The sequence below is a fragment of the Bradyrhizobium sp. WBOS07 genome, assembly GCF_024585165.1.
Lineage (GTDB): Bacteria > Pseudomonadota > Alphaproteobacteria > Rhizobiales > Xanthobacteraceae > Bradyrhizobium > Bradyrhizobium japonicum_B.
Map to the genome: position 1 here is coordinate 6,611,145 of NZ_CP029008.1, position 13,749 is coordinate 6,624,893.

The 13,749-nt window shown below is 65.1% G+C and carries 13 protein-coding genes; 9 read left to right on the top strand and 4 right to left on the bottom strand.

Annotated elements, in window-relative coordinates; genetic code table 11:
* Positions 1-132 precede the first annotated feature (132 nt).
* Positions 133-1,836 carry a GMC family oxidoreductase gene (locus DCM79_RS31230; RefSeq protein WP_257177850.1) on the top strand — a complete coding sequence of 568 codons (1,704 nt, stop codon included), beginning with the start codon at positions 133-135 and terminating at the stop codon, positions 1,834-1,836.
* Between the two features lie 348 nt (positions 1,837-2,184).
* Complete coding sequence (locus DCM79_RS31235; protein ID WP_306556657.1) at positions 2,185-2,559, top strand: hypothetical protein; 375 nt, start codon at positions 2,185-2,187, stop codon at positions 2,557-2,559.
* 24 nt (positions 2,560-2,583) lie between these two features.
* Here the strand turns inward: DCM79_RS31235 and DCM79_RS31240 are convergent, their stop codons facing one another.
* Positions 2,584-4,062 carry an FAD-binding oxidoreductase gene (locus DCM79_RS31240; RefSeq protein WP_257177852.1) on the bottom strand — a complete coding sequence of 493 codons (1,479 nt, stop codon included), beginning with the start codon at positions 4,060-4,062 and terminating at the stop codon, positions 2,584-2,586.
* A 478-nt stretch (positions 4,063-4,540) separates the two neighbouring features.
* On the opposite strand from DCM79_RS31240, the gene DCM79_RS31245 reads away from it, so the two are divergent.
* From DCM79_RS31245 to DCM79_RS31275, 7 genes are all read left to right on the top strand, one after another.
* On the top strand, positions 4,541-5,962 hold the full coding sequence (locus DCM79_RS31245) for a TadE/TadG family type IV pilus assembly protein (RefSeq protein WP_257177853.1): 1,422 nt from the start codon (positions 4,541-4,543) through the stop codon (positions 5,960-5,962).
* Positions 5,963-5,992: 30 nt separating this feature from the next.
* Positions 5,993-6,520, top strand: a complete 528-nt coding sequence (locus DCM79_RS31250; RefSeq protein ID WP_257177854.1) for a TadE/TadG family type IV pilus assembly protein — start codon at positions 5,993-5,995, stop codon at positions 6,518-6,520.
* Between the two features lie 8 nt (positions 6,521-6,528).
* Entirely contained in the window at positions 6,529-7,188 is a 660-nt protein-coding gene (locus tag DCM79_RS31255; RefSeq protein WP_257180907.1) for a TadE/TadG family type IV pilus assembly protein, read from the top strand.
* 60 nt (positions 7,189-7,248) lie between these two features.
* Positions 7,249-7,605, top strand: coding sequence for a TetR family transcriptional regulator C-terminal domain-containing protein (locus tag DCM79_RS31260; RefSeq protein WP_257177855.1), 357 nt, complete (start codon positions 7,249-7,251; stop codon positions 7,603-7,605).
* 33 nt (positions 7,606-7,638) lie between these two features.
* Positions 7,639-8,214, top strand: coding sequence for a peroxidase-related enzyme (locus DCM79_RS31265; RefSeq protein ID WP_257177856.1), 576 nt, complete (start codon positions 7,639-7,641; stop codon positions 8,212-8,214).
* Positions 8,215-8,323: 109 nt separating this feature from the next.
* The gene (locus DCM79_RS31270; RefSeq protein WP_257177857.1) at positions 8,324-9,130 is read left to right on the top strand and encodes a CoA transferase subunit A; all 807 of its coding nucleotides are present in this window, start codon (positions 8,324-8,326) and stop codon (positions 9,128-9,130) included.
* Positions 9,127-9,873 (top strand): CoA-transferase, encoded by a 747-nt coding sequence (locus tag DCM79_RS31275; RefSeq protein ID WP_257177858.1) that lies wholly within the window; start codon positions 9,127-9,129, stop codon positions 9,871-9,873. The genes DCM79_RS31270 and DCM79_RS31275 overlap by 4 nt, the downstream gene beginning before the upstream one ends.
* Before the next feature lie 197 nt (positions 9,874-10,070).
* On the opposite strand, the gene DCM79_RS31280 is transcribed toward DCM79_RS31275, so the two are convergent.
* The 3 genes from DCM79_RS31280 to DCM79_RS31290 form a co-directional block, all read right to left on the bottom strand.
* A complete protein-coding gene (locus tag DCM79_RS31280) occupies positions 10,071-11,366 on the bottom strand; it encodes an MFS transporter (RefSeq protein WP_257177859.1) in 1,296 nt (431 codons plus the stop codon).
* A gap of 112 nt (positions 11,367-11,478) precedes the next feature.
* Positions 11,479-12,675, bottom strand: a complete 1,197-nt coding sequence (locus tag DCM79_RS31285) for an acetyl-CoA C-acyltransferase (RefSeq protein WP_257177860.1) — start codon at positions 12,673-12,675, stop codon at positions 11,479-11,481.
* Positions 12,676-12,939: 264 nt separating this feature from the next.
* On the bottom strand, positions 12,940-13,710 hold the full coding sequence (locus DCM79_RS31290; RefSeq protein ID WP_257177861.1) for an enoyl-CoA hydratase: 771 nt from the start codon (positions 13,708-13,710) through the stop codon (positions 12,940-12,942).
* Positions 13,711-13,749: the final 39 nt, after the last annotated feature.

Below are 13,749 nucleotides of genomic sequence, written 5' to 3' on the forward strand. Positions count from 1 at the left end.
GCCGCAACGCCCGAGGCGTTGCAGCGCGTCCGGGACACGAGAGAAGTGGGCGCCGACGCAGTTCGAGATCCTTCCACAGCAAAACAATAACGGGCTAAGCTCGCCCAACAAGAACAACAGGAAACGCCAATCGTGTACGACTTCATCATCGTCGGCGGCGGCTCGGCAGGGTCCGTGCTGGCGCACCGGCTTTCGGCCAGAAGCGCCAACAGGGTCCTGCTGTGCGAGGCCGGACAGGACACGCCGCCCGGCAACGAGCCGGCTGAAATTCGGGACAGCTATCCGGGCACCGCCTATTTCGATCCGCGCTTCCACTGGACCGAGCTCAAGGTCACGACCCAGGTCGTCAGCCACAACAATCCGAACGAGGCGCGGCCACCCTTGCGCAAATACGAGCAGGCGCGCGTGCTCGGCGGCGGCTCCTCGATCAACGGCCAGATGGCCAATCGCGGCGCACCGACCGATTACGACGAATGGGACGCGCGCGGCGCCGAAGGATGGACGTGGAACGAGGTGCTGCCCTTCTTCAAGAAGGTCGAGCGCGACCTCGATTTCGACGGTCCCTATCACGGCAAGGACGGCAAGATCCCGGTTCGCCGTATCCCGAGGGAGCACTGGACCAAGCATTCCCAGGCATTCGCCGAAGCCTTCCAGCAGGCCGGCCATCAGTTCCTGCCGGACCAGAACGGCGAGTTCGTCGACGGCTTCTTCCCGGTGACGCACTCCAACCAGGCCGAGCAGCGCGTCTCGGCCGCGATGGGTTATCTTGATCGCGACACCCGCAAGCGCGCCAATCTCACGATCTCCACCAACACGCAGGTGCGCGAGCTCTTGTTCGAAGGCACGCAATGCGTCGGCGTGAAGGCCGTCGTCGACGGACGCGAGCAGGAATTCCGCGGACGCGAGATCATCCTCTCCAGCGGCGCCATCCATTCGCCGGCGCATCTGTTGCGTGCCGGCATCGGGCCGGTCGGCCATCTCAAGGACTTGGGCATTCCGGTGCTGATGGGACTGCCGGGCGTCGGCCAGCGCCTGATGGATCATCCCTCGATCTCGCTGTCCTCCTTCGTTCGCCGCGGTGCGCGCATGAACGAGCACACCAGGCGCCACATGCAGCTGGGCCTGCGCTACTCCTCGGGTCTTGCCGGTGTGCCGAAGGGCGACATGTTCGTGGTCCTGCTCTCCAAATCGGCCTGGCACGCGGTTGGTGAGCAGATCGGCTCGCTGCTGACCTTCGTCAACAAGACCTATTCGGAGACCGGACAGGTGAAGCTCGCCTCGCGCGATCCCTCCGCCGAGCCGATCGTCGAATTCAACCTGTTGTCCGACCGGCGCGATCTCGATCGCCTGATGAGCGGCTTTCGCAAGATGGCGGCGATCCAGATGAGCGACGTCGTCAGGAAGGTGACGGACAAGCCGTTTCCGGCCGCCTACACCGACAAGGTGCGCAAGATCGGCGTGGTCAACACAAAGAACAAGATCCTCACCGCGATTGCCGCGGCCCTGATGGACGGGCCGGCGGCGCTGCGCCATTACATGATCGACAATTTCGTGGTCGAAGGCTTCACCTTCGATCAGGTCATGAACGACGACGATGCGCTGGAGGCCTTCGTGCGCAAGGCCACCATCGGCGTCTGGCACGCCTCCTGTTCATGCCGCATGGGCCGCGCGGACGATCCGATGGCGGTGGTCGACAACCAGGGCCGCGTCAAGGGCATCCAGGGCCTGCGCGTCGTCGACGCCTCCATCTTCCCGGTGGTGCCGTGCGCCAACACCAATTTTCCGGTGTTGATGTCGGCGGAGAAGATCGCGGCTGCGATCATGCAGCCCGGTTGAGCCCATGCGCATGCGCGGCTTTGGCGCGATATGAACATAACCTAAGTTAAAGGGCGTAAGTAAAAGGCTTTTTTTGCCGCCCTTTCGGCCCATTTCGGACAAACCAATATTGGTTTCTCCGCAGCGGGGCAGGACCCTCCAACCAAGAGTCCTGCAATGATAAGACAAGTTGTTTCTGCGTGCGTCGTCGTTATAGCCATGTCCGCCGCTGCCGAGGCGCGGCCCTATCGCATCGTCCAAGCGCCCGAATGCAACGTCACCATGCCCTGCGATTTCTCGCACTCGCAGGTGCGTCGCGAGCGGGCTCCCGGGGTTTCAATCCAGAGAGCTTCATTGCCGAAGGCTTCCTTGCAGGCCTATCGCTCGATGCAAATGACCGTGACCGATACCGGCAACGCCGCCACGACGATCAGCGTCTCCGGCGAGCGCGTCGTCGGGGGGCGCCCGGCCGGCTGCCCGTCGTCATTCTGCGGCTGCGGTGCGTCCTTGCGCGTGTTCGGCCGTGTTGTGCCGGAATTGAATCTCGCGTCCAACTGGCTGCGCTTTCCGCGCGCGGCCCCGGCGCCGGGAATGGTCGCGGCGCGCCGCGGCCATGTCTTCGTTCTGGAGCAGCATCTCGGCGGCGACACGTGGATGGCGTACGACGCCAATTCCGGCGGGCGCGCCACGCGAATCCACGCGCGCTCGCTGCGGGGCTACACAGTCGTCAATCCGCACGGCTGAGACGATGGCGAAGGTGCGCGGCGTTCACCCCAGCCGCAGCACCTTGCCGGGATTCATGATGTTCTGCGGATCGAGCGCGCGCTTGATGGTGCGCATGATGTCGAGTTCGGTCTTGGAGCGATAGTGGCTGAGCTCGTCCAGCTTGTCGATGCCGATACCGTGCTCGGCCGAGATCGAGCCGTCCATGGACGTGATGAGGTCGTTCACCGCCCGCGTGATGGCGGCCTTGTATTGCGTCAGCGTCTGCTGGTCCATGCCCACCGGGGCCATGAATGAGAAATGCAGATTGCCGTCGCCGATGTGCCCCAAAGGATAGGGCCGGATGGTCGGGAGAATGTCGAGCACGGCCTTGAGCCCGAGATCGATGAACTCCGGAATCCGGGAGATCGCCACCGAGATGTCGTAGCTCAGCCCAGGCCCCTCGGCGCGCGAGGCCCCTGCGACGCTCTCCCTGATGCGCCACATGTTCTGCGATTGCTGTCCGGTCTGGGCGACGACCGCGTCGATCACGCGTCCGGCCTCGAGTTGATCGGCGAGAAACTGCTCCATCTTCTCGGCGATGCCGCCGGTCCCGTCCTGCCGCGCCCGCGCGGACGACCATTCGAGCAGGAGGTACCATGGCGTGTCCGCCTTGAGCGGATCCTGCGTGCCGGGGATGTTACGAAGCACCATGTCGACGGCGGCGCGGCTCATCAGCTCGCAGGAGCCGACATTGTCCTCGGATGCGCTGTGGGCCTCCGACAGGATCTCCAGCGCCGCGCGCGGATCCCGGATCGCCAGCCATGACGTGCAGACGTCCTTGGGCGCCGGCCACAGCTTGAGCACGGCCTTGGTGATGATACCGAGCGTTCCTTCGGCGCCCATGAAGAGGTGCTTGAGGTCGTAGCCCGTATTGTCCTTCTTGAGCGCGCGCAAGCCGTCCCAGACCTCGCCGCTCGGCAGCACGACCTCGAGACCCAGCACGAGATTGCGGGCATTGCCATAGCGGAGCACCTGCACGCCGCCGGCGTTGGTCGACAGATTGCCGCCGATCATGCACGAGCCCTGGGCGCCGAGGCTGAGGGGCAGGAACCGGTCGTGCCGGCTTGCCGTCTCCTGCAGGGTCTGCAGCACGCAGCCGGCCTCGACCGTCATAGTGTATCCGGTGGCATCAATGTCCAGCACGCGGTTCATGCGGCCGAGCGACAGCACGATGCCGGTGTGCGCGGGCCAGGGCGTGGCGCCGCCCATCAGGCCGGTGTTTCCACCCTGCGGCACGATCGCGATCCCATGCTCGTGGCAGAGCCGGACCACCGCCGCGACTTCCTCGGTGCTGCCGGGGCGAACCACCGCGCCGGCGTTTCCAGCCAGCAATCCGCGCCAATCCGTCACGAACGGCTGCATGCCGTGCGCGTCCTCGATAAGGCCTTTCTCACCCACGATCGCGCGCAGCGAATCGCGCAATGGGACGGTGAGCGGAACGGTTGGAATGATGGGTTCGGACGACGGACCGGCAACCGGCATTTGTTTCCCCTGGCGCATCTTGATGTGCACTGCGCACGCGGCGTGCGTAAGAGCATTGTCCACGTTTGCGCCGTGGAGTCTAACGGCAAAATGTCTCTCACCCGGGGTGTCCAGACGGGCAGGCCTGCGCAGGCGGCATGGGGTCGTCTTCGGATTTCCCGTTTGATCCGGGCCGCACCCGGGCGACTGCGGCACTCCGCCGGCCGGCACGTCACTCCGGTTTTCTACGGGGCGATGCTTAGGGTTTAGCGCCAATGTCTGCGACCGGATTCAAGCGACATTAATGATGCCTTCTCGATATGAGACATCCCGGTCCGCTTCGGCTGTTCTTTGCGGATTGTCCGTAAGCGTTGATTAAGAGAGCCATCGTCATATCCCGCCTGTGACGGGCGAGCGCAGGGATCGAAACCCGGCGGCCTCGTCCGGCGATTTCAAGGAAAGGACCGCTGCCGCAACGACGGCGGCCAGGATGAACGACATGCTCCGCCGCGCAATGCTCTGTTTCGCGACAGACCGGAAGGCCAACGTCGCCATCATCTTCGCGCTGACGATGGTTCCTATCATCTTTCTCCTGGGCATGACGCTCGACTACACGCTGGCTTTGCGCAAGCGCGAGCAGCTGAACGCAGCCGCCGATGCGGCCGCGATCGCAGCCGTGCGCCCCGCGATGCTGACGCAGACCGACGAGGCCACCATCCGGAACACGGCGGCTGCCGTCTTCGCTGCGAAGGCGAAACTTCCCGGGCTCGCCACCGTGCCGACGCCGACGGTCACGGTCACGGATGTCGGTCTGTCGCGGACCATCACGGTGGCTTACGCTGCGGAATCGGTCAACAATTTCCCCGGCGTGCTCGGCAAGCAGACCTGGAAGGTGGCGGGTTCGGCGACGGCGCAGGCGTCCAGCGCCCCCAACATGAATTTCTACCTGTTGCTGGACGATTCTCCGTCGATGGCGCTGGCGGCCACCCAGAAAGACATCGACAACATGGTTCTCGCCACGAAGAACCAGCCCACTTACGCGAAGAATTGCGCATTCGCCTGCCACGAGGCCCATCCCAACAATGCAAACCCCAGCTCGACGAACAAGGACAATCTCACGGTCGCACGTGCGAACAACATCACGTTGCGGATCGATCTCGTGACCAACGCCGTCAAGCAATTGATGGTCGGGCCGTGGACCTGTCCGCAGTCGGGCACCACGGGCGGCGTTATGCAGTGCATGTCGGCGATCAACAATACGACCTACAAGGCCGCCATCTACACCTTCGACTACGCCTTGAATACGATCCAGACGCTGACCACCCCGACCACCGCCGGCACGAAGATCGGCAACATTCAGCTGCTGAAGGTCGACCATCAGAACTGCCCCGTTCTCGACAGCAAGGGCGCCTGCATCTACACGACCGACTACGGCACCGACATCTCGAAGGGGCTGACGGACCTCAATGCCGTCATGCCCAATCCCGGCGACGGTACCGCGGCCGGTACGCCGCAGGAAGTGGTCTTCCTTGTCACCGACGGCGTCGAGGACAAGCTGATTCCAAAGACGGGAGGCAGCTGCGATCCCAGTGCCACCTATCCGCTTCCGCAGGCCAACACCTCGACTTTGCGATGCCAGCAACCGCTCAACACCGCTGTATGCGATACCATCAAGAGTCGGAACATCCGTATCGCGGTCCTCTACACCGAGTATCTGCAACTGCCGAGCGACGGCTGGTACAACGGCCGGATCGCGCAGTTCAACAACCCGACCTCGTCGACGGGCACGATCGCACAACGGCTTAAATCCTGTGCGTCGCCGGGCCTGTACGCAAACGTTCAGAATGGCGGCGACATCAGCAAGGCACTGACGGACCTGTTCATCAAGGTTGCGTCCAGCACGGCCAGCCTCGTGCAGTAGGAAGAGGCCATGTCCGGATCCCCCGCCACAATGAGGAGACGCCGCGATCGCTGCGCCGGTTTCGCGCGGGATAGCAGGGGCGCCACGGCGGTCGAGTTCGCGCTCGTCGCCGCGCCGTTTCTCGCCCTCGTCATCGCGCTGATCCAGACCTTTCTGGTCTTCTTCGCCCAGCAGACGCTCGAATCCATCGTGCGGCAGTCGGCGCGCCTCGTCATGACCGGGCAGGTCCAATCCGCGAACATGACCCAGGCCGTCTTCAAGCAGAAGGTCTGCGACCAGATCCTGATCCTGTTCAACTGCAGCGGCATGATGGTCGACATGCAAGTCGCGACCTCGTGGACCTCCGCAAACACGGCGATGCCGACCCTGACCTACGACGGCTCGGGCAAGGTCTCCAACGTCTGGCAATACAACCCGGGTCAGCCCGGCGATATCGTCGTGCTCCGCATCATGTACGAGTGGCCGGTCGTCCTCGGTCCGCTCGGTTTCAACCTGTCGAACCTCAGCAACGGCAACCGGCTGATCATGTCGTCCGCCGCGTTCCAGAACGAGCCATGAGCCATCCGATGATCTCCGCCCTGTCGTCCCGCGCCCGTCACCTGTTGACCGATGTTCGCGCCGTTGCGGCGACCGAGTTCGCCATCGTGACGCCGTTCATGCTGTTGCTCTATGTCGGCGGCGTCGAGCTCGGCAACGCGCTCTCCATGAACGTCAAGGTCAGCGCCACCGCGCACAGTGTTGCCGACATGATCACGCAGAACACGGCCGTCAGCACGACTCAAATGGATGGCATTCTCGCGGCTGCGACTGCCATCATGGCGCCGTATCCCGTCAAGAATGGCAGCACGTCCCTGATGACGATCACGGTCTCGCAGGTCTCGACCGACAGCAACGGCAATGCGACGGTGCGATGGAGCAAGTCGACAAGCGCCTCGGGCGCACGAACCGTCGGTCAGCAGATGACCTTGTCGTCCTTTACCGCACCGGGCGGCACCACCAATGCCAATATCTCTCTCATCCTGAGCGAGGTGTCCTACGACTACACGCCCAATCTCGGCTTCACCATCGCGGGCACCGTCAAGCTGTCCGACAGCTATTATCTATTTCCGCGCTGCTCGACCAACGGCCCGAGCGGCTCCACCAGCTTTCCGTATTACGACGTGAAATATGGAACAGGGGTGACCACCTGCACCTGCGTCCAGCATTTGCAGCAGAAGACCTGTTAGTCTCGCGGGAGCGGGCAGGGCAATCACGGCTAGAATTTAGCAGCGGCGTCGTGCCCGGGCTTGTCCCGCCTGCGCGGCCGAAGCCGCTTCGGCGCGGCGAAGGCCCGGGCATCCACGTTCTTTGTGCTGCGTGGAATGGCGTGGATGGCCCGGACAAGCCCGGCCCTTGATGCTGCGGGGACTGTCGGTGCTCCAGACCGCCACCGGCGCGCGGGGCTGGTCTACAGCAACCCGCATTGCCTTGCGACATCGAAGCGGGCATTGATTGTTGGCCTTGCGCATTTCTTCTGGATCGGCCGGGAGGGGACGGTGCCGCGGGCGAAGCTGGAACGACGCCCCGACGCGCTCGACGCATTCATCCGTGGGTTTCTTGCAACGGCCCGGCCGCAAGGACATGAAGAAGGCGACGGGGAGTAATTCCCACGGACCAGCCCTAAGGAAATTGAGGCCATGACCCAGGCACCTGCCATCAGTCGCTTTCCTGTCCCTGATCTCGCCGACATGCCGGACGACATTCGGGCCCGTATCCTGGCCGTCCAGGAGAAGTCCGGCTTCATTCCGAACGTCTTTCTGGTGCTCGCGCACCGGCCGGACGAGTTTCGCGCCTTCTTCGCCTACCACGACGCGCTCATGGACAAGCCGGGCAACCTCACCAAGGCCGAGCGGGAAATGATCGTGGTTGCGACCAGCAACCTCAATCAATGCCAATATTGCGTCATCGCGCATGGCGCGATCCTGCGCATCCGCGCCAAGGATCCGTTGATCGCCGATCAGGTCGCGGTCAATTACCGCAAGGCGGACATTACCGATCGGCAGAAGGCGATGCTCGACTTCGCCGTCCGCGTCTCGACGGAGGCCTACAAGGTGTCCGAATCCGATTTCGCCACGCTGAAATCGCACGGGTTCACGGAAGAGGACGTCTGGGACATTGCCGCGATCACGGCCTTCTTCGGCCTCTCCAACCGGCTTGCCAACGTCACCAGCATGCGTCCGAACGCGGAGTTCTACGGCATGGGACGCGGCTGACCGGGTCCGCACGTTCACGATCGGGGGCGCGCGGCTCAGGTGCCGCGGGCGAAGCCGGAAGTCGATCCTGTTCGATCGGCCTCCTGGGAAGCGAGGGAGAGGTGGAGAGATGACGGATTTCGTAACGCCGCAGAAGATGGCGGAGATGATACCCTCGGGGTGCAAGCTTGGTCTGGCACCGGACGACTACGCTGCGGCGCCGGGATTGGTTCGGATGCTGATCGAGCGCGGCATCCGCGATCTGCACGTGGTCTGTGCGCCGATCGGCGGCATGCAGGTCGACATGCTCATCGGCGCCGGTGCCGTGGCGACGCTGGAGACCAGCGCGGTCAGTCTCGGCGAGGCGGGCGGCGCGCCATGTTTCAGCCGGGCCGTCCGCGACGGAGCGATTCGCCTTCGCGACGCGACCTGTCCCGCGGTGTTCGCAGGCCTGTCGGCCGCCGAGAAGGGCGTTCCGTTCATGCCGATCCGCGGCATCATCGGCAGTGACGTCCTGAAGAAACGGGACGATTGGAAGCTGATCTCCAATCCGTTCGATGACGGCGAGAAGATCGTGGCGGTCTCGGCGATCCAGCCCGACATCGCCTTGTTTCATGCGCCCGAAGCGGACCGGTTCGGCAACGTCCGGCTGGGGCGCCGGCGCGAGGTGATGCTGCTCGCGCACGCGTCGAAGCAGGCCTTCGTGACCGTCGAGCGCATTTCCGAGGTCTCGCTGCTCGACGACGAGAAGATGGCCGCGGGCGTCCTGCCGGCGATCTACGTCAGCGCGGTGGCGGAGCTGAAGAACGGCGGGTGGCCCACCGGGCTCTACGCCGAATATCCCAGGGACGGGCAGGAGGTCGAGAAGTACGCGCGCGCGGCGCGCTCGCCGGAAGGCTTCCAGGCCTACATCCGGTGTTCGAGGAGCGCGGCATGAGCGAGCCGTGCACCAGCCGCGAGTTGATGATCTACACGATCTCGCGGCTGCTGAAAGGCGTGCGGCATGTTGCGGTCGGTCAATCCTCGCCGATGCCCGCGGCGGGAGCGATGCTGCTGCGTGCGCTCAACGAGCGTGACGGACTGGAGCGCCTGCAGGTCTCGATCCTCGGCTCGGTCAAGCACAATTCGTTCACCGGCGGTGCTGAGGAGCTGTTCGATTGCGCCGCGCAGGGACGCCTCGACGCCTTTTTCCTTGGCGGCGGCCAGATCGACGGCCAGGGCAACGTCAATCTCGTCGGCACCGGCGACTATCCGAACAATCCGGTCAGGTGGCCCGGCTCGTTCGGCTCCGCCTACCTCTATTTCCTCGTTCCGCGGGTCGTCCTGTTTCGGGAAGAGCACAGCCTGCGCTCCCTGGTGGAGCGCGTCGACTTCGTGTCTGCGCCTGGCGTCACCGACGAGACGGTCTATCGGCGCGGCGGCCCGCATGCGCTGCTGACCAACGCGGCGTTGTTTTCCTTCGCGCGCGAGGCGGGACGCTTTCGCCTCGAGAGCACCCATCCCGGATATGACTGGCGCGACATTCGCGGCACCACGGGCTTCGCCTACGACAACGAGCAATGTGATGTCACGACGCCGTCGCCGGATGAGGCGACGCTGGCCTTGATCCGGGGCCGGATCCGCGAGGAGCTGCGCGAATGCTATCCGCAGTTCGCAGGCAACATGCCGGGGCCGGGGTAGGCGGATCATCGCATGTGAAGGGGCACTGCACCGGCAGCGTCATGGGTCGGGTTTGTCTTAGCCATCCGCGCCCTTGCAGCCTCCCTCCGCGGAAACAGACTGGATTGCTTCGCTTGCGCTCGCAATGACGAGACGAGTTGTCGGTTCCCGTCTCCCGGTGCACGTTGCGCACCAGGAGCTCAATGGCCTCCACGACCTTACGCCATCGCCGGCTTCGGCTCGGTCTTCGGTTGCCGCGACAGCGCCAGCACGATCAGGGCGGCGAACACGCAGAGCGCGCCGGCGATGAAGAACGCGGGCAGGTAGCTCTGATAGACTGTTCGCGAGAAGCCTGCCCCGAACGCCGCGGCGCCGGCGCCGAGCTGATGGCCGGCGAAGATCCAGCCGAACACCAGGTTGGCGCGCTCGGGGCCGAATTTCTGCGCGGTGAGCCGCACCGTGGGCGGCACGGTCGCGATCCAGTCGAGCCCGTAGAACAGCGCGAAGAGCGAGAGGCCGTAGAACGAGAAATCGGTGAAGGGCAGGAAGATCAGCGAGAGCCCGCGCAGGCCGTAATACCAGAACAGCAGATGGCGGTTGTCGTAGCGGTCCGACAGCCAGCCCGACATGATGGTGCCGAAGAAGTCGAAGATGCCCATCGCGGCGAGCAGGCTAGCGGCCTGCACCTGAGGGATGCCGAAATCGAGGCACATCGGGATCAGGTGCACCTGGACCAGGCCGTTGGTCGAGGCACCGCAGACGAAGAAGGTCGCAAACAGGATCCAGAACGCGGTCGACTTCGAGGCGTCGGCCAGCGTGCCGAGCGCCACCGCGGTGATCGAGCCGTGGCTGACGGGCGGCGCGGGCAGGGGTTCGGTGCCTTCGTCGCCGAACGGACGCTGGCCGACATCGCTCGGCCGGTCGCGCATTGCGAGCAGTACGGCCAGTGCGGAAACGCCGAGCATGACGCAGACAAAGCCGAGCGCGAGCCGCCAGCCGTAGCGTTCGGTGAGGCTCGCGAGCAGCGGCAGGAACACGAGCTGGCCGGTGGCGACGCTCGCGGTCATGATGCCGACGACGAGGCCGCGTCTTGCCGCGAACCAGCGCGTCGCGATCGTCGCGCCCAGCACCAGGGCGGTCATGCCGGTGCCGATCCCGATCACGACGCCCCAGAGCGCGATGAGCTGCCAGACCTCGGTCATGCCGAGCGAGGCGACGAGGGCCGAGACGACGATCAGCTGCGCAACCAGCGTGACGTTGCGCAGGCCATAGCGGTTGAGCAGGGCGGCCGCGAACGGCGCCATCAGTCCGAACAGGATGAAGCGGATCGACAGCGCCGAGGAAATTTCCGCCGTGCTCCAGCCGAACTCCTTCTGCAGCGGAACGATGAACACGCCGGGCGCGCCGACCGTGCCGGCGCTGATCAGCGCGGCAAGGAAGGTGACGCCGACCATCACCCAACCGTAATGGATGTTGCGGCGGGACAGTGCTGCCGCGAGCCAGTTCGAGATCATCGGGCCTCAATCATGGTTGTCGAGCCCCATGGGGACCCGCATCATCGTTGCAATCTGGCACAGGCGAGGAAAGTCTGAAATGCCAGACTTCCCTCAATTTCAGACATCGAGGTCAGCGGACCGGCCGCTCGACGGCGATGGCCGTGGCCTCGCCGCCGCCGATGCACAGCGCGGCGACGCCGCGCCTGAGGTTCTGCGCCTCCAGCGCATGCAGCAGCGTCACGATCAACCGCGCGCCGGTGGCGCCGATGGGATGGCCGAGCGCGCAGGCGCCGCCGTTGACGTTCAGCTTTTCGCGGGGAATGCCGAGATCGCGCTGCGCCGCCATCGCCACCACGGCGAAGGCCTCGTTGATCTCGAACAGGTCGACGTCGGAGGTAGCCCAGCCGACCTTGTCCAGCAGCTTGCGGATCGCCGGGATCGGCGCCGTGGTGAACCATTGCGGCTCCTGGCTGTGGGTGGCGTGACCCCGGATCTCGGCGAGAACCGGCAGCCCGTTCCGATCGGCAAGCGAGCGTTTGGTCAGCACCAGGGCCGCGGCTCCGTCGGCATTGGCGGAGGAGGCCGCCGGCGTGATCGTGCCGTTGGCGCGGAATGCAGGCTTGAGGCCCGGAATCTTGGCGGGGTCGACCTTCAACGGATGCTCGTCATTGGAAACGATGCGGGGGCCCGCCTTCTCGCTCAGCGTGATCGGCGCGATCTCGGCCTTGAACGCGCCGCCCTCGACCGCCTTGCGGGCGCGGGTGAGCGTCTCCATGGCGTAGGCGTCCTGGTCCTTGCGGGTGAACTGGTAGGCTTCCGCGGTGGCCTCGCCGAAATCGCCCATGGAGCGGCCGGTTTCGTAGGCATCCTCCAGGCCGTCCATCATCATGTGATCGATGATACGGTCATGGCCGACGCGATAGCCGCCGCGCGCCTTGGCCAGCAGATATGGCGCATTGCTCATGCTCTCCATGCCGCCGGAGACGACGATGTCGGCCGAGCCGGCGCGGATGATGTCATGCGCCAGCATGGTCGCCTTCATGCCGGAGCCGCAGACCTTGTTGACGGTGGTGGCGCCGGTGGCATCGGGCAAGCCGGCGCTGCGGGCCGCCTGCCGCGCCGGCGCCTGGCCTTGTCCCGCCGGCAGCACGCAGCCCATGAAGACCTCGTCGACCTTCTCCGGCGCGAGCTTGGCGCGCTCCAGCGCCGCCCCGATCACGTGCGAACCGAGCTTGTGCGCGGCAAGCGGCGACAATTCGCCCATGAAGCGGCCGAGCGGGGTACGGGCGGCGGAGACGATGACGACGGGATCGGCGGCTTCGGCCATGACGGAACTCCCTGGCGATGGTGGGTAAGATTATGGTCATCATATGATGCGGCGCAAAAAATGCAACCGCGGCCGGGATGAGAAAATGTCGTGATGAGGATGAGATTTGGTCGGTCGAGTGAAGGGAATGCTTCTTCACGGCACGCTGTCGTCACCCGCGAAGGCGGGTGATCCAGTATTCCAGAGGCGGTGCGGCTAGATCCGAGAAGCCACGGCGTACTGGATGCCCCGCCTTCGCAGGGCACGACACCGTCTTTGGTGCGCCTACCGCTTCCGGTTCACAAACGCGCCCATCAGCCGCGTCGGCTCGTCGGTCAAAAACGACTCGCCGAACACCTTCACGCTCAGGTTCACCGACTCCGTCAGCGGCAGCTCTTCCCACTGCCGCAGCAGCGCCTTCTGCGACCGCAGCGCCTCGGGGCCGCATTCAAGCAATGCCTTCACGAGGTGCTCGACCTCGGCATCGAGCCCGCCCTCCGGCGCGACCTTGTCGACGAGGCCCCAGGCCAGCGCGGTGGCTGCGTCGATATTCTCCGCCGTCATCACCAACCAGCGCGCGCGCGCCCAGCCGATCAGGCGCGGCAGCAGGGCCGCGTGGATCACCGAGGGGATGCCGACGCGCACCTCCGGCATGCCGAAATGCGCGTCACGCGCCGCGATCCGGAAGTCGCAGGCCGCCGCCACTTCCAGTCCGCCGCCGAGGCACCAGCCGGGCATCCGCGCGATGACCGGGGCGGGGAAGGCGCGCACGGCCTCGCAGAGATCGCGCAGGCGGCTGATGAAGGCCTCGGCCGATGCCTGGTCGAGTTTTGCCATCTCCTTGATGTCGGCGCCGCCGATCATGCTCCTCTCGCTCGCGCCGCGCAGCACCACGACGCGGATGCTGCGGTCGGAGCCGAGCTGCTGCAAGCCCTCGCGCACGGCATCGGTCACCGGCGAGCCGAGAATGTTGAGCGGGCCGGCATTGCAGATCGCGACATGGACGACGCCGCGCGCATCGCGCGTTACGCCGCAATGGTGGTTGAGCATTTCCATCTTGGGATCCCGGTCGGCTTTGGTGGCGCGCACAAGGCG